Here is an 18,100-nt window from a genome sequence, read left to right as displayed (position 1 = left end):
AACGCTTGGCAAAAGGTCATTCGATTTGCGGAGGTTGAGTCATCTCGCAGAACCTCGACAACGAAGACGTTACCCGTGGCCACTCACCTCGATCGCCGCAACAACCTGTCCCTCGACAGCCTGAATTTCTTCCTCGCCGATGTGCGTGACGGGCTCGGTCCTTATCTGGCGATTTACCTGCTGGCGATTCACCACTGGGAGCCGGCGAGCATTGGTCTGGTGATGACGATTGCCGGGATCGCCGCGCTCATCACGCAGACCCCGGCAGGCGCACTGGTCGACAGCACGCGCTTCAAACGGTCTCTGATTGCGATTGCCGCGCTGGTGGTCACCGCAAGCTGCCTGCTGCTGCCGTTTGTGACGTCGTTCAGCCTGGTGGCGGTGACGCAAGCTATCAGTGCCGTCGCCGCTTCGATTTTCGCGCCGGCCATTTGCGCGATCACCCTCGGCATTACCGGGCCTCGTGCCTTCACGCGAAGAACCGGGCGCAACGAAACTTTCAATCACGCCGGCAACGCCTGCGCCGCGTTGTTGGCCGGTTTGTCCGCGTACCTGTTCGGCCCGGTCGCGGTGTTTTATTTGATGGCGGTCATGGCGCTGGCCAGTGTGATTGCCGTTTCCTTTGTGTCGGCAGACGCGATTGACCACGATCTCGCCCGAGGCCTGAATCCCAGCGAAACGGGGCAGGGCAAGCAGCCTTCGGGGCTTTCCGTGTTGCTCACCAACCGACCGTTGCTGATGTTTGCGATTTGCTGCGCGCTGTTTCATCTGGCGAACGCGGCGATGTTGCCGCTGGTGAGTCAGAAACTGGCGCAGGCCAATCTGCAGATGGCCACGCCGCTCACGTCTGCCTGCATCGTCGCGGCGCAACTGGTGATGGTGCCGGTCGCGCTGCTGGTGGGAGCGAAAGCGGATCTGTGGGGACGCAAGCCGTTGCTGCTGGCGGGGTTTCTGATCCTGCCGTTGCGTGGCGTGTTGTATGTGCTGTCGAACGAACCGTGGTGGCTGGTTTCGGTGCAGTTGCTCGATGGCATCGGCGCGGGGATTTTCGGCGCGCTGTTTCCGGTGGTGGTGAAAGACCTGACGCAGGGGACCGGGCATTTCAATGTCAGTCTCGGGGCGATTTCAACGGTGTTCGGTCTGGGTGCTGCATTGAGCAACAGTCTGGCGGGCATCGTGGTACAAGAGGCCGGTTACAGCGTTGCGTTCCTCACCTTGGCGGGGGTGGCGATGGCGGCGCTGGTGCTGCTTTGGGTGGCGGTGCCGGAGACGGTGTCGCGCCCCGATGCCGACTCAATCACCCTGCAAGGCAGGGCGCCGCCGATGGTTGCGCCTTGACTCAAACGGTCTCAAGACCTGGTCAACCAGCGGGAATCGACAGCGTCGCCCGCAGGCCTCCCTCGACCCGGTTTTCCAGGGTGATCCGCCCACCCAGACGGGTGGCGATGGTATTGACGATGGTCAGCCCCAGGCCCGCGCCCTCGGGATTGCCCCGGCTGTAGAACCGTTCGAACAGTCGTGCCCGGTCCGCTTCATCGATACCCGGCCCCTGATCTTCAACGCTCAAATGGTAAAACCCGTCGGTCTGGGTCAATTGCACGCTGATCACGCCTTGCTCCGGGGAGAAGTTGGCGGCGTTGGTGATGAGGTTGTTCAGGGCAATGTCGATGGTGGCAGCATCGGCGAACGCTGGAAAAGGTTGTTCGCTGACGTCGAAGGCCAGTTCCAGATGCTTGCTCAGCAGCCATGGCGTGAGCTGCACCAGACTGTTGCGCACGGTGTCGCCAAGGTCGATGCGTTGGTTGGCAGGCGCACTGGCCTTGGGTTCGAGGCGGGCCATGGTCAGCAACTGATTGACCAGTCGGCTGGTTCGATCCACGCCGGCAATCAGAAACTCGAGTGACTCGCGACGTTCCTGCTCGGTGCCGGCTTCCAGCAGGTTTTGCGCGTGTACCCGCAGAACCGCCAGCGGCGTGCGCATTTCGTGGGCGGCGTCGGCGATGAACCGGCGCTCGCGACCGAGCACTTCCTGGATCTGCGCAAGCATGCGGTTGAGCGCGGCCTGCATTGGTTCCAGTTCGCTGGGCAGCGGCGTCAGTTGCAGCGGTTCGAGGGCGCCACTGTGGCGGGCGCGCAGGGTCGCCGCCATGTTGGCCAAAGGCTTGAGACCCCAGCCGATGGCCAGCCAGATCATCGCCGCCAGGATCAGACTGCCGATCACGTTCGGCCACAGGGTATGGCGGACGATCCGGTCAACCAGATCCGCTCGCACGTCACCGCGTTCACCCACCCAGATGCGCAAACCGTTCTGTCGGTCTTCCAGGACAAACGCCCGCCAGTGGCGCTTGTTCAAATCCACCACATCACTGAAGCCTGGCTGGATCGGCGGCGTGCTGAAGGAGGGCGCGCTGGCGGTATGCACCAGGACCTCGCCCTTGGCATTCCAGACCTGGAAGGCGAGCTTTCTTTCGTAGGGATGGCCGTCACCCTTGGGCACGGCTTCAGCCAGGGCCGAGTTGAACGCCCGATAAAGATCCGCGTGCTCCTGCCCCGGCAACGGCATGCGCATCACGCCTTGCAGCAACCGTGCGTTCTGCGCCAGTTGCGCGTCGTAGACTTCGGCGATTTCGTGGTTGCTGTCGTGCAGATTGAACAGGCTGAGCACGGTCAGACCGGCGAGCATCAGGCCGATGATCAGGGTCAGGGTGCGGCGCCGGATCGAGGTCATCGGCGCTCCTCCACCAGATAACCCACGCCACGGATGGTGCGGATCAGGTCGGTGGAGAATTTCTTGCGCAGGTGATGAATATGCACTTCGAGAGTGTTGCTTTCGGCTTCTTCGTTCCAGCCGTAAAGCAGTTGTGTGAGGTGGTCGCGGGTCATGACCCGACCCGGCGGCGAGAGCAGTTCGTGCAACAACTGATATTCCTTGGGCGTGAGCACCACCGGCTGCCCCAGGTAGCTGACTTGCTGGGTGCCGGGGTTGAGGCTGATGCCGGCATGTTCGATCAGCATCTGCGCGCGTCCGGCACTGCGTCGCAGCAGGGCGCGCAGGCGGGCCTTGAGCTCGGCCAGGTCGAAGGGTTTGATCAGATAGTCGTCGGCGCCGGCATCCAGCCCCGCGATGCGGTCTTCGGTGGCATCGCGGGCGGTGAGGATCAGCACCGGCAGGTTCGAACCGCTGCCACGCAGACGACGTAATACTTCAAGTCCGTCCATGCGTGGCAGGCCGAGATCAAGCACCGCCAGATCAAAGGTTTCGCTGAGCAGGGCGTGCAGGGCGCTGCTGCCGTCCTTGAGCCAGTCGACGGTGTAACCCTCGCGCCCCAGCGCCTGATGAATGCCCTCGCCGAGGGCCACGTCATCCTCGATCAGTAATAAACGCACACGGACTCCTGTCAGTCGAGTTTCTTGTTCACGTCCACCAGCAACGCGGCGATCTCTTTGCGGCGTCCGGCATCGGCACTTTCCCGGCCTGGGCGAGGAGCGGCTTGCAGGGCCTTGAGCAGCGCTGCTTTGGCTTCAGCGTAGCGTTTTTGACGGTAAAGGTGATCGCCCCAGAAGTACAGACTGTCGATTCCCTCGGGGTTGAGTTGCAGGGCTTGTTTGAGCAGTTGTTCAGCCTTGTCGCTGTCGCCGAACCCGATCGGCCATCCCGGTACCCGATCGTACAACGCGGCGAGGCTGGTGTAGGCCGAACCTTGCAATGCCTTGGGGTCGAGGGTCAGGGATTTTTCCAGATCGGCTTTGGCGTCCTTGGCTTTGCCCAGGGCCCCGAGCCCGCCCTCGGCACCGGCCCAACTGCTGGTGACGATGCCTTTCCAGATCCAGGCCTCGGCGACGGCCGGACGTTCGGTGGCGAAGTGCGTTGCCTGGACGGCCAACTGTTCAAATGCAGCGGCGCGCTGTTTTTCCGGTGTTTCGTACTGGATGTGCGCCCAGCTCTGCTGGATGCTGTTGAGGCGTTGTTGATCGGCAGCGTCCAGCGCCCAGACACTTTGACTGAGGGCGCCCAGCAGCACACAGGCGAGAATTTTTTTCATGGTTTCGGCGTCTCGTTTTCAGGTTTTTCACTCAGGCGACGGATCAATGGCAATTGCTTGCGCAGACCGCGATCCACCAGATTGGGCAGCAGGCTGTTGAGGCGTACGAAAAAGCGCTCCGGCCAGCCCAGATAGAGGTCTCGGCGATCGCCGGCAATTGCATGGATTACGGCGGCAGCGACGGCTTGCGGATCGTCGACGCTGGATTTGAGTGCGTCGTTCAATGCCTGGGCGGCGGGGCTGTTCATGGCGGTGCGTGTGGCGCGGGGCGCCACGTACAACACACCGACCCGGGTATCCGCCAACTCTCGGCGCAAGGCCTCGGAAAATCCGCGCAAGGCAAACTTGGTCGCGCAGTAACTGGCATAACCTGGATAACCGATCGAACCATAGGTCGAGCCGACGTTGACCACCATGGCACTGTCGGCCTGCTTGAGCAGCGGCAGCAACAGTTTGGTCAGGCAGATCGGCGCACCGATGTTCACCGCCAGCATGGCGTTGATGTCGCTGTCGTCGAGCTGTTCCAGCATTGCGAAATGATTGACCCCGGCGGCGTTGATCAGCAGGTTGATGCCGCCGATGGCCTCGGCGGCGGCCAGCACCTTGCGCCGGTCGCTGAGGAACGTCAGATCGGCGGCGACCCAGCACAGGTTCTGCGGGTAAAGGTCGAGCAACGGGCGCAGCGATTCCTGATGCCGCGCGACCGCCAGGACCTGCGCACCGGCAGCGCACAAGGCACGCGTGATCGCCATTCCGATGCCGCCGCTGGCACCGGTCAACACCACACGGGCTTCATGCAGCTGCATGTTGAGCCTCCGCGTCACGGGGCAGGCCGCGGAACATGTCGGTGTAGAGCCGATAGACGACTTTCGAGGCATGGATCACCGCCGCCTGGTCGGCCGGATCTTCCAGCTGATTCATCAGCCGGCGATAGGTTTGCATGTGCTCGATGTCCAGCGAGCCGTGGGAACTGAGGTAGCTGAACGCCGTTTCCGGCAGGGCCAGACGCTCGCGGATACTGCCCGCCGCATGGGTGGCCAAGGCGATGCTGGTGCCCTCGAGCACGTTGACCATGCCAAACAGACCCACCGGATTGCCTCGGGCGATCAGGTCGTAGAGAAAGCTGACCATCAGCTCGATCGGCAGCGACGGCTGGCCATCACGCACCGCGTTACGGTCTCCGCCACAGGCCTCGATGTCGTTGAGCACCCATTGCTCGTGGCCGTATTCGTCCTCGATGTATTCGCACACGGCTTTGCGCAGCCATTCCAGGTGCGTCGGCAGGCGTGCACCACAGGCCATCATCAGAGGTACGGTGTGACGCACGTGGTAGTAGGCCTGGGCGAGAAACGCGCGATAACTTTCAAGGCTGACCTTGCCTTGCAGCGCATCGAGAATGATCGGCAGATTGAACAGCTCGTGGCGTTCCTGGTGCGTGGCTTCTTGCAGGGTGTCGAAAAAACTCATGGTGCGGATTCCTCGGAAAGGGCGGATTCGGTAAGCACGGCACGGTACTGCGCGACGATTGCCTCACGGCGCGGGCGACCGTTGGCGGTGAGCAGGCCGTTGGCGGCCGTGAAAGGTTGTTTGAGACGTGTCCAGTGATGCACCTGGGCGTAATCGGGCAAGGCCTCGTTGGCAGCGGCGACGGCGGCCGCCAACTGAGCATCGGTGCAGTCCGGACGGTGCGGCCAGAGCAGGGCGTGGTTGTGCGGCAAGGCCTCGCCGTAAACAAAGGCCTGGGCGATGTGATGGCGCTGGGTCAGTTCGGACTCGACCCATTCCGGGTTGACGTTGCGCCCGAAACTGGTGACGAACTGATGCTTCTTGCGGCCCTTGAGGTAGAGAAAACCTTCCGGGTCGAACTCCCCCAGATCGCCGCTGGGCCACCACTCATCGGTGTACGCCGGTTCGCCAAGGTAACCGAGCAGGGTCGAGCCTTTGATCAACACCTCACCGTCTTCGGCCACGCGCACGTCGACGTGGGGCAGGGGCCGCCCGACGCTGCCCGGACGTCGAGCCCCAGGCCGGTTGAGACAGACTACCGAGGCGCACTCGGACAGGCCGTAGCCTTCGTAGACCGGCAGGCCGACCCGTTGCGCGCGGTGCAGCAGATCCTCGGAAACCCGTGCGCCACCAACGGCGGCAAAGCGCAGCGATTGCGGATCGAAGGCTTTCTGTTCGGCAGCGCTGACCAGTAGCAACAGCAATTGCGGTACCAGAATCAGGCTCTCGGGTGCCCGGCTGGCCAGACAGCCCAGCAAGCGCGGCAGGTCGACGCCGCTGGCGCCCTGGATGCCCAGGGTTTTCTGGCTCGGCACGCTCAGCGTCGCGCCGGCGTACAGCGCGGCGTAACACCCGAGGTTCTCCAGCAGGATCGCCAGCGGCAGCAACGCCACGTGATGTTGAGGGGCTGTGGGTTTGCTGGCCTCTTCCAGCTCCCGAGCGACCCGCAGCAGACTGTCGGCGCTCAGGCACACGCCTTTCGGTGTGCCGGTGGTGCCGGAGGTAAACGTCAGTTTGGCGGTGCCGACTGGCAGGCGGTTCGGGCCTTCAAAGGCGCGGCACCAGAATTCACCGCGTTGTTCATAACCGGCGGCGAGCAATTCTGGCTCCAGCTCCGGTTCGGCGATCACTCTTTCGGCCTGGCTTTGTTCCAGACAATGGGCACGTTGTGCCGGACTGAAGAACGGCGGCAGGGGCACGCACGTCAAGCCTTCAAACAACGCCGCCAGATCCCAGAGTATGGCCTCGACACCGTTGTCCAGTGCCAGGGCAATGACCTTCACGTTTTCATCGCGCAAGCGTTGCTGGCGGTACATCACTTCGGCGTACAGCGTCGTGTAACTGACTTTCAGGGTGTCGCCCCATAACGCCAGCGCGTTGTCATTGCGCCCTGCATGGCTGCGCAGGGTTTCCTGGAATCGTTGACGTTCAAGCGACATGGCAGGCTCCTTCGACAGAAGTCGGCAATCCCAGCCGACTGAACAGACCGATGTTGCGCAGATGGATGAAACCGGAGCGGATATTGCCCACGTGCACCCAGGGTTTGCTTTCGTAGTAACTGCCCCAGTGGTGACGGTCATCGCCCAGACGCTCCGGGTCAGCGGCGCACAGCGTCACCGGCTTCAGACCCAGGCGATGGAAGCTGTTGACCAGCCCGATATTGCCGGTGAAGGTCACCCATTCCAGACCGCCCATGGCCAACAGATAAGTGATCGCAATGATGCTCAGGCGCGCGCTGCCGGTGTCGTTGGCGGCAAGGTTGCCGACTTCGACAATCGCGCTGCGCTCCACCGGATGGTCTGCCGCCGCGCTGATCAACGGCTCGATCGGTTCATCCAGGTAACGTTCGAGAAAAAGTGGTTCAAGGTGCGCACGACGTACTCCAGCGACCGCGCACAAGTCCCCGGAGTCGTTGTGCACACCAAACAGTTCAGGCATGAAATGGCGGATATCGGCGCCGTGGGCCTTGCGAAAACGTTGTTGAATAAACGCTTCGAACGCCGCCCGTTGAGCGTCGCCGGGTTGGGCGCTCGACAGCTGCATCTGCGTTGTTTCGCCTTGGCCAAAACGCAGGGGCAGGTGGATGTTCCAGTCAGAATCGGGCATGGGCTGAACGCCTCCCTCAATAGGTTTGAGTGGAGTATCCGGACCATTTCTTAACGAAGTCTGAAGGTGAAAAAAGGTTAACGAACGACGGATCTTCAGATTGTCTTAAGACTGTCACGGCAGTGTGACGCCGTCGGTTCGCCCGGCAACCGGATCGAGACAGCCGAACGAGTCGGCCGTCGCTTACAACAATCACGAGGCAACTATGACCCGCGACATGGCCGCACCCCGTTATGGAAAACTGTCGATCACCTTGCACTGGCTGATGCTGGCGCTGTTCGTGGGCGTGTATGCCTGCGTTGAAATCAAAGGCTTCATGCCCCGAGGCAGCGAAGCGCGGGGCCTGTTAATGGGCCTGCACGGGATGTTCGGCGCGAGCATTTTCGTTCTGGTGTGGGTGCGCCTGTTTGGCCGCCTGACGCCGCGTCCGCCGATCACCCCCAAACCGCCTGCCTGGCAGACGGCAATCGCGCACCTGATGCACCTGGCCCTGTATGGGCTGATGATCGCCACCCCGGTGCTGGCCTGGCTGATGCTTGCGGCCGGCGACAAACCTTTTCCGTACTTTGGCTTCCATCTTCCAGCCCCGGTGGCTATCGACCCGGACTTTGCCAAACGCCTCAAATACTGGCATGAACTGCTGGGCAGCACCGGCTACTGGCTGATCGGTCTGCATGCGGCGGCGGGGCTTTTTCACCACTATTGGGTGCGGGATAACACCTTGGTGCGGATGTTGCCGGGGCGTAGCAATTCGCAGTAGGCCTGTTCGGATCGACTCCTGGAAGGTCGCCATCCTGGCGCCTGCCCGCCGCATGACCGTGCAGGTAGTGATGTCGGGGGCATTGGTGGTGAAGCAGGCATTGGAGAGCGTGGAGCCGAAGGGGCAGAGGCCGTTCCCAAGCGAAAAGGAACAGATTCATGCACTGAGTCTGTTCCTTTTTTCGTCAGCTTCAGCGGTTTCGCCCTTTTTCAGATATGCAACCAGGCCAAGGAGCCCAACATGACACCCAGGCCCGCCGCCCCAAACGAGACCCGTCTGAGCCATTCCTTGCGCGTCAGCAGGGTGATGGCCGCCAGCGAAATAGCGATTTGAATCGCGGTCATGGCCTGGGCCCAGCGGTGATGCTGATGCAGGACCTGCTCTGACTTTTCGTCCCACTCTCGCGCCTGTTGCTCAAGTGTTTCCGCCTTTTTGCGCGCTTGCTCTTTCTGCTCGGCATAGCGCCGAGCCTCGGCAACATAATGAGCGGAATCCAGTCCCGGAAGATGGCTGGCCAGCTCCGACAGGTTCTGCCGACTGGACTTGGCCTGGTAATAGCTCCACTCGTTGGCCGCTTCGGTCTTCTGAATGGCCGCGTTGTTTTTGTCCATGGCCGCCTCACTCTCCGTCGAGCCGGCCTGATAACTCATCAGGGCGCCGACCGTCGCCATGATCGCCGTCATGACCGCAATCTTGCTGGCAAAGCGATCGCCTTTTGCGTGGGCGTGATGGGTGGTGTGTTCAACGTGTTGCTCGTGAGGACTGGGGACTTCGAACTCTTCAGGCATGACGGTCGGACTTGGGTTGATGGGGAAATTTGCGCGGATTATGCCGGGTGGCCGGTTTTTTAGACACAGGGGAATGGTGGTGTCTGGGTGAAAGCGGACGGCCTGATTTACGTATTCCCGTCGGACTGCGAAACAGTCTTTTTTGTCAGACATTAAACACAGAATACGTGGCCCGTTTATGCGTGGTCTTTCGTCACATCCCGATGCCCACAACGCCTTGCGCCACGCCCTACACCTAAGACAGAATCCGCCGGCTTGTGCGTCTGGACTCCCGACCGTAACTTGATTCCCGTCACTGCCCATCAGTGATCGGGTCTGCAAGCCCGCCGGAAAAACCAGTCGCACAGCCTGCCAAAAGGACGCTCGTTCGCGTCCGCTCAATGGCGGCTTTGTGCGGGAGACCCTCGGGTCTGCCGGGTGCCTGGTTTCCCGGTCTTGCAGACCCGCACATGGCTGCCACCCATCATCTGCAAGTGATGCTGGTAGCTCCTATTGAAAATCAGGAGTTTCACCATGATCAAACCCACACCGAATCCCCCGGAAACCGATTCGGTTTCACCCTACAGATTCCCCGACTCCCGAACCCTGAACGAAGCCGCCGAACGCGCGCTCGATCATTACCTCACTCCGCAGCAACGGGTCATGGGGAGTCATCACAAACACGATCCGATGTACCTGGCCAATCCGGCGTATGACACCGAATCACTGCTCGCCAATGCCAGCGAATCCCTAGGCTCGGCCAGCGAAATGCTCAACAACTTTGCGGCCACGCTGGAGCCCGCTCACCGTAAGACTGCGATAGGGATTGCGCAGATTGTGATGCTCGGAGAATTGGCGGTGAATCAGGCGTTGGATAACGTCGAACTGAAGACTTAAGGCTGTCCTTCAGTAAAAAGGGAGCAGATTCACTACCTGAATCTGCTCCCTTTTTTGTTCGTTGAGCTCAGCCTTTGGCGTTTGCTCTCTTTTCCACCGTCACGATGCAAGCCTTGTAGAAATTGGAGTGGAAATCGCTGATCGCTTTCTGCTGCAAGCTCTCGCTTGAGTATTGAGGAATCTCGTACGCCTCGCGGATCAACGACTTGAACACCTCACCCACATACTCGTTCTGCTTACCTGCCGCTTCGGCCAGTTCCATCACCGAAGCCATGGGCACGCCTTGCTGCCTGGTTTTCATGACCTGTTTGGCCGAGTTTTCTATTCGTTGGCACTCTTCGAGCTCTTCCTGCGGCACAGGAGAGGCAAGGGCGGAAAAACTGATGGCGAAGGTTACTGCTGCTGCCAGACATTGTTTGTGCACGAGGTGTCGTCCCTGGTTTTGAGGCTGAACCATATCATTCGTGGCTCGGCGCCACCATTGCAGGCAGGAAGAAAGAGCGCCAAGTGCTGGCATGCGGCCACGCCTTGCGCCCCCCGATTTCCGCTGTCACCCTTCGGCCCGTTCTTCAAGGATCAGAAGAAGGAATCAAGGATTGAGTGGCTACATTCCCAACCCGCCTAAAAACTATCGCAACAAAGGAACCGACCCCGTCGATATTCATGCCCAGCGTTGGGCTGAGTATGAGAAACACGGGAAGGAACCGGCATCTGCACGTGAAAAAATTGGCATAGCCCTGCGGATCGGAGTGTTCTTCGATGGTACGGGGAATAATGCCAATAATGCTGCGGCCGGGCTTCTGTGTGGTGCTCATCATCCGATTGCGGCTCAAGATATTGATGCCAGTTGTAAGCCGTTCATGAAAGATCCGGACAGCAGCTACGGTAACGACACCAGCAATGTGCAGAAACTGAGTGACTTGTATTACGCACCTCAGAAAGCCGAAGGAGACGGCTCGCAGAAGCAAGCCTTTCGCATGGTGTATGTCGAGGGGATCGGTACTCGCTCAGGCATGGAGGACAGCACGCTTGGGGCCGGCACTGGTCGAGGTGAGACGGGGGTTGCAGGTCGTGTTCAGCTTTCGTTTTCAGAGATCAAACTGCGTATTGAAGGGGTACTGGCTAGCCATCCTGAGAGCGAAATTACTTCTCTGACATTCGATACGTTCGGTTTCAGCCGTGGAGCTGCTGCCGCTCGGCATTTTGCCAATGAAATTGCACGCGGAAAGCAGGGCCCTCTTGGGGATGTGATGCGCAGTAGTGCGAGAGGATTTAGTTCTACTTTCAATGATCAATACAAAAGCAGCATCAACATGGGCTTCATTGGTCTGTTCGACACCGTACCCTCGATTGCCGGATGGTCAAATCTGGGCAATATCAAAAGCCCTGTTGCCACTGGCATCAGGTTGTACCTGGATCGTCGCTATTTCTCTGATGTCGTCCAGCTGACTGCCCGCGATGAATGCCGGGCGAATTTCGCTTTGAGTCGCGTCAAGCCCGATCATTTGGAAATCGTTTTACCGGGAGTTCATTCCGACCTTGGTGGTGGTTACCTCGAAGAAGCACAAGAGAATGTACTCGTCAGCCCCATGCAAAGCTTGGACGTGTCGCAGAATACTGATGTTGTGACAACCTCGATTTATCGTGATGCAGAGATAGTGAAGGATCAGTTGCTTGCCAAAGGTTGGCCTGCGGAAATGCTGGAGATTGTCACGCCAGCTGCGTTGCCCTTGCCTAATGCGTTACAAGATCGGCTCAGTCCGCGCCTAAAACGGGTGTACGCCGCCGTCCAACTAAAACGTCCGGTGAGTGGCATGCTCTCCCGGGTGTACCTGCGCTTGATGCACCAGTTGGCGAAAGAGAAGGGCGTTCGCTTTAAAGACATTCCGGATACACCGGAATTGGCTGTTCCTTCAGAGCTTCAAGCGTTGTGTGATCGGTTCTTGGCGGGTGACTACAGCGTTACTCCGCAAGAAGAAAAGCTGTTGAAACTGAAGTACATTCACACGTCCGCAAACTGGAACCACCCCCTTGGCCGCAGAGATGGCAGCGGAATGAGCGCGGTCTATATCAATGCTCCTACCGCAGACTCAATTCGCGTACAACATCCTCACGTACCTGACTGGACGCTCTGGTAATGAAATTACTCGTCACTCTGTTTTGCGCGTTGTTCATGGCTGGCTGCCAGTCTGCTGACCCGCTATCAGGCAAAAACGACCCCAAATCCGAATGGTGGGAATTGGCATTCATCGAACCTGATTACATGCAGGTTTGGGTGGAGGACAGTTCTGTGCAGGACGTTACCGGCAAGGTCTACTTCAAGGCCAATGGTGGCTCCGCAGCCGGTGGCGAGCCAGAGGACGGCACCGAGTCGGCTCGCGGCTGGTCAATAGTGGACGGCAGCGGGAAACGAGTAGTGGGTGCCGATCTTCCCGTTCGGATATATGTTCGATGGCAGTCAATCGTTGAAAAGAAAACCTGGCAAGCCTGGGTGGATATTCCAGAACATGCCAGGCAATTGATGTTGGAATCCACCAGCAAACGTTGCCCGCAAACACCTGAACGAGAGGCGCGGTTTATGGCGTCGGTTTACTTGGGGCTGGCGCCCGGCGGGGTGGTGCAGGCTTGGGTTAAAGACTCGTGTCATAAGGCGATCAAGGTCGCTCGGGCGAAAGCAGAGATTGAGCCGTTAGGGCCTAGTCAGGGTAAGAACCAAGGACGTTACGCCTATCCGGTCAGTGAAAAATCCAAGCGTTATATCGACAAATTCGGCATTCCGTATGGCAGTTGGTAATTCTTGGGAAACGGGGGCGAGTCGGAAAAGATAGGGCGGCTCTTTTGATAAATAGATGCGTCCCATTTTTAAATCTGCCCGCATTCCTCCCTGACTTATTGAACAAGCTGCCGGATCCCCAGAGACAAAATCAAACCACCGCATAATTGATCAATAGCTTTTTTCCTCCTTCGATACGCTGACGCGATGTCAGGTTGCGAAAGAGCGATTGCGACCATTCCATACCAAGTCATTGAAACCACCACTACGACTGCCAGCATCGACAAAAACGTGCTTGTTGACACGTGGGCGGGGGCTGCCGCTGAGAAAATAGCGGCGTAGAAGGCCATGGATTTTGGGTTGCCGATGTTCGTGATGACTCCTTGGATGAATGACTGCCGAAAGTTTCCGACGGCAGCATCATTATTGGGGGCAAGCGCGGTCTTTCCGGCATTTAGCAACAGTCGGAGTCCAAACCACATCAGATAGGCGGCCCCCAGAACTTTTACGATCAGCGCCGCCCAAGGAAACGCAGCAAATACAACGCCGATACCTGCTATTGCACAGGTGGCCCAGAGTAAGTTGACCAATACAATGCCTGCCACCAAGGCCAAGGCTTCTGGCCGCGACGCAGCGACCGCTTTGTGGACTACCGCAACGAAATTGGGTCCTGGAATAACGACACCGGCCAGGTAAACCAAAAAAACTGTCAAAACAGCGGGACCATCGATCATGTGCGTTCCTTTGCGAGCTCAGTAGTTGGAGAGGTCATCATTCGGTTCAAGATCCAACGTACCTGCTACTTTCGGTTGTCATCCGATGAGCAGACCATTTTTGACGCTTATTAAGTGATGATGTCAACGGCAGTACTCCCCAACCGCTCCCCATTAACTACCACATGCACCGTATGTACCCCCGCATAGTGCTTGCGCGTAGTGAAATCCTTGATCACCTGTCGCCGCGCCACAACCTCACTCCCATACCCCGCCAGCTCCAACGTCTTCAACTTGAAAACCTTCGCCGAAGTCCCGCCATTCGCCTTCACATAGTCAATCGCATAATCAATCACCAACCGCTGTTCAACTGGCACCAACGATCGAACGGTAAACGACAAAGTAATCGTCTCCCCAAGCCGCACAACCGCCGGTTCCACCTTCACATCCAGCAACTCAACCTCAGCCTTCGCCCCCGCACCGATAACCGTGAGCGCCCGAGAATTCCCCTGTTTGATCAAACTTCGTAGCGCATGTTTGGCAATCCACGCCGTGTGTTTGTTCTCCAGCGACCACCCCTCAACTGTATCCAGCACCCACTCCGGATGCTCTTTGGTCACGTCATTCAAATGATTCGCCACGGACTTGCGCACGTACAAACTTTCATCGGCTTTCAACCGGTCAAGAATCCCGGCGGCCAAGTGTGGATCAGCCTGCACCGGTTCCAGCCGAAACGACCACGGCAGGCGAGGGCGGCTGCCTTCGCTGGCGAGTCTTCGGACGTGGTGGTTTTCGTCTTGGGTCCAGTCGTGCATCAGTTCCAGCGAGCGTTCAAGGTCGCTGCGAAGGAAGTGGCGGATGGCGAATTCAGAGGAGCCGAAGGTGGTGAAGTATTTCAGGGCCTCCATGGAAGTGTCGAACGCGTGCGCGCCGTAGCACGCGACGTAGTGCGGCAGGCACATGCTGACGAAGCCGCTGTTCAGTCGCGGGGCAAGTTCGCGCAGGACAGCGAGGGAATCTGCGTAATCCAGCGGTAGCACGTGGTGCAGGCTTTCGCTGACGCGGGCCATGCGTTGCATGACGGAGAGGTCGGCGAGGCCGTCGTTGGCGTGCTTGAGAAACGCCTTGGCCTTGAACGCCGGGTACACGGCGCTCATTTCTGTGGCGATGTGTTGCAGGCGTTCGGCGTTGAAGATTTCTTTGAGGGCCGGGGCGGCGGTTTCGGTGGCGCTCATGGTCAGGTCATCGGGGTGTCGATGAACGCCTGGGTGCTTTCGGCGTACGCGGTGTATTGGGCGATGCGCGGGAAACGTTGAGCGTCGATCTGGTCGGGGACGACGAGGCCGGTGAAGCTCCAGGCGACGGCGAGAGTGATGCCGTCCTGCTGGAGAGGGCCGTCGGTGGGCAGTGGGTGTTTTTCGAGTTCATGTTCAAGGGCGGTGAAGGCGGCGGCGAGTTGGCCTTCGACGCGTTTGACCCACGGCTGGTATTGAATGTCGGCCGGGCGCAGGTTGCGTTCGTAGTAGAGCTGCACGGGTTTTTCGCAGGCGGCGAGGCCGAGACCGATCAGGCGCAGGGCTTTGACCCGTTGCGGCAGGTCGGCTGGCAGCAGGGTTTTGCCGGACAGGGCTTCGAGATAGTCGAGGATCAGGGTCGAGTCGATCAGCACTTCGCCGTCATCTAAGACCAAAGTCGGCGCTTTGACCACCGGATTGATCTGCTGGAAGCGCTCGAAGTGACGGAACACCGAGACTGGATCGTGCTCCAGTTCGATCCCCAAGCATTTGGCGGAGATCGCCACGCGGCGCACGTAAGGGGAGTCCAGCATGCCGATCAGTTTCATGACGCGTTCCTTCAAGTCGAACCGGGGAGGGCATAACGTAGCTGAGGTTGGGGGGATTTGTCAGTCTTTGGAAAGGGCTGCTGTCGCCGTCAACGACCGTAACGAATTGCGACAAAGCGCCGCTCGTCCGACGTTTGTCTTCTATATACAGCCGCTCGACTGAATTTCTTGCTATAAACGCACTCCGATGAGCGCTGTGAAGCCTGTGTCAGAGCAGTTTCCGGGCCTTGTCGGACAAATTCCCGGTATTTACAGTTGCTGAGGCCTCAAACGGGCCTTAGACTGCCGCCCCTTCGTAAATTGAGTGCCGGGTGGCGTTTGCAATAAACGATGCCTTTCCGATGACCGCAGGCGGTTCGCCGGAACGCTCCCTAATTCGCCTTAATGCACGTTTTTTATAGAGATATCAATGACAAAGGACAAGTTGCTGGCCATGCCGGCAGATGACTACATGAATGCCGAGCAACACGCTTTCTTTCAAGAGCTGTTGCAGAACATGAAAGTCGAAACCCATGAGCGCATTGAGCAGAACCGTATTGCCATCGAAAGCCTGGACACCCCGGCTGACCCGGCGGACGCCGCATCGGTGGAAGAAGAGCGCACCTGGCTGGTAAACGCGATCGATCGCGACCAGCGCATGCTGCCGCAACTCGAGCAGGCCCTTGAGCGTATCAAGGAAGACAGCTTCGGCTGGTGCGACGACAGCGGCGAGCCGATCGGCCTGAAACGCCTGCTGATCAGCCCGACCACCAAGTACTGCATCGAAGCTCAAGAGCGTCACGAGCAGATCGACAAGCACCAGCGTCAGGCCTGATTCCTGAGGCGACCCCTTCAATGCGGGTCGTCGCGAAAAGATCGCAGCCTTTTGCAGTTTCTACATGAACTGCAAAAGGCTGCGATCTTTGCTTTTTCTCGTCTGCCGGAAAGTCTCCCCGCCATTCCATTGACCTGCCACAGACCCACGACTAACGGACCATGGATAATGGCGTTGTAGTGGCGTTTAATGCAGTCACAACAATGAGAACAAGCGTGGGGTAACGAAATGACGAGAGATGGATCTCTGGTTGCGGCTCTGCCTGCACCAGTTGTTTTGCCGAAGAGTCGCTGGCTGACGCCGACCCTGCAAAGCATCGCCCTGATGCTGTTGCTGGCCGGGATGAGCCTGGGTGAATGGCCCTTGTACATCGGCATGCCGCTGGCGGTGCTGATTGTCTGGCTGCCGCGCCTGCGTTCCCGGGCGGTCCCCGATGCGCAACCGGTCGACAGCAGCAACGCGATGTCCGAGCTGACTCGCGACCTTTCCTACACAACCAGTCATAACGCGCTGTCAGCCGCCGGCGTTGCGTTTTCCGTCAAAGAGCTGGCCGGCAAGCTGCAATCGCAACTCGACGCCGCCGCGCAGATCGTTAATAACGCTGAAGTCATGATCGCCACTGAGCAAGCCACTTCGCAGCTCAGCCGTGAAGCCTTGGGCGCTGCCAGCGAAGCCCATCACAGCAGCGCAGCAGGGCGCACCGAACTGGTGGACTCGATCACGCGCATGCATCAACTCAGCCAGCGCGCCAATGCCAGCCGCGAACTGATCGAAGCCTTGAGCCAGCGCAGTGATGACATCCAGCGCGTGACGCTGGTGATTCAGTCGATTGCCAGTCAGACCAATCTCCTGGCATTGAACGCCGCCATCGAAGCGGCCCGGGCCGGCGAGCACGGTCGCGGTTTTGCGGTGGTCGCGGACGAAGTACGCGGTCTGGCGGCCCGTACTGCGACGGCCACCGGCGAAGTGGGCGAGATGGTCGCCGACATCCAGCAACGCACGGCGCAGGTGGTGGAGCAGATCCGCCAGCTCTCCGACGATTTGCACACGGGCGTCGAGCAAGTCGAACACACCGGTCAGCACCTGGAAAACATCGCGCGACTGGCTGCCGGCGTAGAAACCCAAGTCGGCGAAATCGCCCGAGGCGCGGAAACCAATCGTGAACAGCTCGACAGCCTGTTCACTGCCATCGAACAGATGCGCAGTGATCTGGCGATCAGCGACCAACAGACCCGACGCTTGGCCGAGGCCGCCGTGCAGATGGAAGGGCAGGCAGAAACCATCAGCGAACGCCTGGCCGAAGTCGGGCTGGACGACTATCACCAGCGCATCTACGACCTCGCCCGCGAAGGGGCCAGCCAGATTGCCGCGCGGTTCGAGGCCGATGTCGAGCAGGGACGCATTAGTCTTGAAGACCTGTTCGACCGCCAATATCAACCGATTCCCGACACCCAGCCCGCCAAGTTCCAGACTCGTTTCGATCGCTACACCGATCAGGTGCTGCCGGCCATTCAGGAACCGTTACTGCCGCGTCACGAAGGTCTGGTGTTCGCCATCGCCTGCACGCAGCAGGGTTATGTGCCGACCCACAATCAGGCATTCAGCCAACCGCTGACCGGTAATGTGCAGGTCGATACCGTCAACAATCGCACCAAACGCAAATTTGCCGACCGCACCGGAATCCGTTGCGGCAGCCACCAGCAACCGGTGCTGTTGCAGACTTACACCCGCGATACCGGCGAGTTGATGCACGACCTGTCGGTGCCGATCATGGTCAAGGGCCGGCATTGGGGCGGGTTGCGTCTGGGCTACAAACCCGAAAATCCGCGCTGAGGCATTGTTGCCGGAACTGCAATTAATCTGTGCAGCGGCGTTGCT

At 59.3% G+C, this 18,100-nt stretch carries 19 protein-coding genes; 7 read left to right on the top strand and 12 right to left on the bottom strand.

Annotated elements, in window-relative coordinates; translation table 11 throughout:
* Positions 1-75 precede the first annotated feature (75 nt).
* On the top strand, positions 76-1,338 hold the full coding sequence (locus GQX66_RS25570) for an MFS transporter (protein WP_240871966.1): 1,263 nt from the start codon (positions 76-78) through the stop codon (positions 1,336-1,338).
* Positions 1,339-1,360: 22 nt separating this feature from the next.
* Here GQX66_RS25570 and GQX66_RS25565 read toward each other — a convergent pair whose 3' ends face one another.
* From GQX66_RS25565 to GQX66_RS25535, 7 genes are read right to left on the bottom strand one after another with little or no spacing between them, the layout of a single operon-like run.
* On the bottom strand, positions 1,361-2,728 hold the full coding sequence (locus tag GQX66_RS25565; RefSeq protein WP_085746137.1) for an ATP-binding protein: 1,368 nt from the start codon (positions 2,726-2,728) through the stop codon (positions 1,361-1,363).
* Positions 2,725-3,387 carry a response regulator gene (locus GQX66_RS25560; protein ID WP_064379489.1) on the bottom strand — a complete coding sequence of 221 codons (663 nt, stop codon included), beginning with the start codon at positions 3,385-3,387 and terminating at the stop codon, positions 2,725-2,727. Before GQX66_RS25560 ends, GQX66_RS25565 begins: the two co-directional genes overlap by 4 nt.
* Positions 3,388-3,398: 11 nt before the next feature.
* Positions 3,399-4,043, bottom strand: a complete 645-nt coding sequence (locus GQX66_RS25555; protein ID WP_102687048.1) for a tetratricopeptide repeat protein — start codon at positions 4,041-4,043, stop codon at positions 3,399-3,401.
* Complete coding sequence (locus GQX66_RS25550) at positions 4,040-4,849, bottom strand: SDR family oxidoreductase (protein ID WP_240871965.1); 810 nt, start codon at positions 4,847-4,849, stop codon at positions 4,040-4,042. Before GQX66_RS25550 ends, GQX66_RS25555 begins: the two co-directional genes overlap by 4 nt.
* Complete coding sequence (locus GQX66_RS25545; RefSeq protein WP_039767068.1) at positions 4,836-5,510, bottom strand: iron-containing redox enzyme family protein; 675 nt, start codon at positions 5,508-5,510, stop codon at positions 4,836-4,838. The genes GQX66_RS25550 and GQX66_RS25545 overlap by 14 nt, the downstream gene beginning before the upstream one ends.
* The gene (locus GQX66_RS25540) at positions 5,507-6,988 is read right to left on the bottom strand and encodes an AMP-binding protein (protein WP_236190089.1); all 1,482 of its coding nucleotides are present in this window, start codon (positions 6,986-6,988) and stop codon (positions 5,507-5,509) included. Before GQX66_RS25540 ends, GQX66_RS25545 begins: the two co-directional genes overlap by 4 nt.
* The gene (locus GQX66_RS25535) at positions 6,978-7,655 is read right to left on the bottom strand and encodes a thermostable hemolysin (protein ID WP_102717584.1); all 678 of its coding nucleotides are present in this window, start codon (positions 7,653-7,655) and stop codon (positions 6,978-6,980) included. The genes GQX66_RS25540 and GQX66_RS25535 overlap by 11 nt, the downstream gene beginning before the upstream one ends.
* 205 nt (positions 7,656-7,860) lie before the next feature.
* Between GQX66_RS25535 and GQX66_RS25530 the strand changes: the two genes are divergently transcribed.
* A complete protein-coding gene (locus GQX66_RS25530) occupies positions 7,861-8,415 on the top strand; it encodes a cytochrome b (RefSeq protein WP_240871964.1) in 555 nt (184 codons plus the stop codon).
* 209 nt (positions 8,416-8,624) lie between these two features.
* Here GQX66_RS25530 and GQX66_RS25525 read toward each other — a convergent pair whose 3' ends face one another.
* Positions 8,625-9,203 (bottom strand): DUF4337 domain-containing protein, encoded by a 579-nt coding sequence (locus tag GQX66_RS25525; RefSeq protein ID WP_169430773.1) that lies wholly within the window; start codon positions 9,201-9,203, stop codon positions 8,625-8,627.
* Between the two features lie 513 nt (positions 9,204-9,716).
* Between GQX66_RS25525 and GQX66_RS25520 the strand changes: the two genes are divergently transcribed.
* A complete protein-coding gene (locus tag GQX66_RS25520; RefSeq protein WP_240871963.1) occupies positions 9,717-10,079 on the top strand; it encodes a DUF6124 family protein in 363 nt (120 codons plus the stop codon).
* A gap of 67 nt (positions 10,080-10,146) precedes the next feature.
* On the opposite strand, the gene GQX66_RS25515 is transcribed toward GQX66_RS25520, so the two are convergent.
* The gene (locus GQX66_RS25515; RefSeq protein ID WP_240871962.1) at positions 10,147-10,596 is read right to left on the bottom strand and encodes a hypothetical protein; all 450 of its coding nucleotides are present in this window, start codon (positions 10,594-10,596) and stop codon (positions 10,147-10,149) included.
* Positions 10,597-10,675: 79 nt separating this feature from the next.
* On the opposite strand from GQX66_RS25515, the gene GQX66_RS25510 reads away from it, so the two are divergent.
* Complete coding sequence (locus GQX66_RS25510) at positions 10,676-12,217, top strand: DUF2235 domain-containing protein (protein WP_102687065.1); 1,542 nt, start codon at positions 10,676-10,678, stop codon at positions 12,215-12,217.
* Positions 12,217-12,873, top strand: a complete 657-nt coding sequence (locus tag GQX66_RS25505; RefSeq protein WP_102687066.1) for a DUF2931 family protein — start codon at positions 12,217-12,219, stop codon at positions 12,871-12,873. Before GQX66_RS25510 ends, GQX66_RS25505 begins: the two co-directional genes overlap by 1 nt.
* Before the next feature lie 95 nt (positions 12,874-12,968).
* On the opposite strand, the gene GQX66_RS25500 is transcribed toward GQX66_RS25505, so the two are convergent.
* From GQX66_RS25500 to GQX66_RS25490, 3 genes are all read right to left on the bottom strand, one after another.
* The gene (locus GQX66_RS25500; protein ID WP_085746164.1) at positions 12,969-13,586 is read right to left on the bottom strand and encodes a LysE family translocator; all 618 of its coding nucleotides are present in this window, start codon (positions 13,584-13,586) and stop codon (positions 12,969-12,971) included.
* 110 nt (positions 13,587-13,696) lie between these two features.
* On the bottom strand, positions 13,697-14,800 hold the full coding sequence (locus tag GQX66_RS25495) for a DNA alkylation repair protein (RefSeq protein WP_102717573.1): 1,104 nt from the start codon (positions 14,798-14,800) through the stop codon (positions 13,697-13,699).
* 2 nt (positions 14,801-14,802) lie between these two features.
* Positions 14,803-15,408, bottom strand: a complete 606-nt coding sequence (locus GQX66_RS25490) for a glutathione S-transferase (protein WP_240871961.1) — start codon at positions 15,406-15,408, stop codon at positions 14,803-14,805.
* A 409-nt stretch (positions 15,409-15,817) separates the two neighbouring features.
* Between GQX66_RS25490 and GQX66_RS25485 the strand changes: the two genes are divergently transcribed.
* Positions 15,818-16,222 carry a TraR/DksA C4-type zinc finger protein gene (locus tag GQX66_RS25485; protein WP_039767046.1) on the top strand — a complete coding sequence of 135 codons (405 nt, stop codon included), beginning with the start codon at positions 15,818-15,820 and terminating at the stop codon, positions 16,220-16,222.
* A 228-nt stretch (positions 16,223-16,450) separates the two neighbouring features.
* Positions 16,451-18,055: a methyl-accepting chemotaxis protein gene (locus GQX66_RS25480; RefSeq protein ID WP_085746167.1), complete on the top strand. Its 1,605-nt coding sequence runs from the start codon at positions 16,451-16,453 to the stop codon at positions 18,053-18,055.
* Positions 18,056-18,100: the final 45 nt, after the last annotated feature.

Source organism: Pseudomonas sp. B707 (genome assembly GCF_022496685.1).
GTDB lineage: Bacteria > Pseudomonadota > Gammaproteobacteria > Pseudomonadales > Pseudomonadaceae > Aquipseudomonas > Aquipseudomonas paraglycinae.
Note: the sequence above shows the minus strand (reverse complement) of the source record. Positions and strands in the feature narration are given on the sequence as shown.

Coding starts and splice junctions, on each gene's coding strand:
- GQX66_RS25565 (WP_085746137.1), bottom strand. CDS start 2,728: ATGACCTCGATCCGGCGCCGCACCCTGACCCTGATCATCGGCCTGATG.
- GQX66_RS25555 (WP_102687048.1), bottom strand. CDS start 4,043: ATGAAAAAAATTCTCGCCTGTGTGCTGCTGGGCGCCCTCAGTCAAAGT.
- GQX66_RS25550 (WP_240871965.1), bottom strand. CDS start 4,849: ATGCAGCTGCATGAAGCCCGTGTGGTGTTGACCGGTGCCAGCGGCGGC.
- GQX66_RS25545 (WP_039767068.1), bottom strand. CDS start 5,510: ATGAGTTTTTTCGACACCCTGCAAGAAGCCACGCACCAGGAACGCCAC.
- GQX66_RS25540 (WP_236190089.1), bottom strand. CDS start 6,988: ATGTCGCTTGAACGTCAACGATTCCAGGAAACCCTGCGCAGCCATGCA.
- GQX66_RS25535 (WP_102717584.1), bottom strand. CDS start 7,655: ATGCCCGATTCTGACTGGAACATCCACCTGCCCCTGCGTTTTGGCCAA.
- GQX66_RS25530 (WP_240871964.1), top strand. CDS start 7,861: ATGACCCGCGACATGGCCGCACCCCGTTATGGAAAACTGTCGATCACC.
- GQX66_RS25525 (WP_169430773.1), bottom strand. CDS start 9,203: ATGCCTGAAGAGTTCGAAGTCCCCAGTCCTCACGAGCAACACGTTGAA.
- GQX66_RS25520 (WP_240871963.1), top strand. CDS start 9,717: ATGATCAAACCCACACCGAATCCCCCGGAAACCGATTCGGTTTCACCC.
- GQX66_RS25515 (WP_240871962.1), bottom strand. CDS start 10,596: ATGCCAGCACTTGGCGCTCTTTCTTCCTGCCTGCAATGGTGGCGCCGA.
- GQX66_RS25505 (WP_102687066.1), top strand. CDS start 12,217: ATGAAATTACTCGTCACTCTGTTTTGCGCGTTGTTCATGGCTGGCTGC.
- GQX66_RS25500 (WP_085746164.1), bottom strand. CDS start 13,586: ATGATCGATGGTCCCGCTGTTTTGACAGTTTTTTTGGTTTACCTGGCC.
- GQX66_RS25495 (WP_102717573.1), bottom strand. CDS start 14,800: ATGAGCGCCACCGAAACCGCCGCCCCGGCCCTCAAAGAAATCTTCAAC.
- GQX66_RS25490 (WP_240871961.1), bottom strand. CDS start 15,408: ATGAAACTGATCGGCATGCTGGACTCCCCTTACGTGCGCCGCGTGGCG.
- GQX66_RS25485 (WP_039767046.1), top strand. CDS start 15,818: ATGACAAAGGACAAGTTGCTGGCCATGCCGGCAGATGACTACATGAAT.
- GQX66_RS25480 (WP_085746167.1), top strand. CDS start 16,451: ATGACGAGAGATGGATCTCTGGTTGCGGCTCTGCCTGCACCAGTTGTT.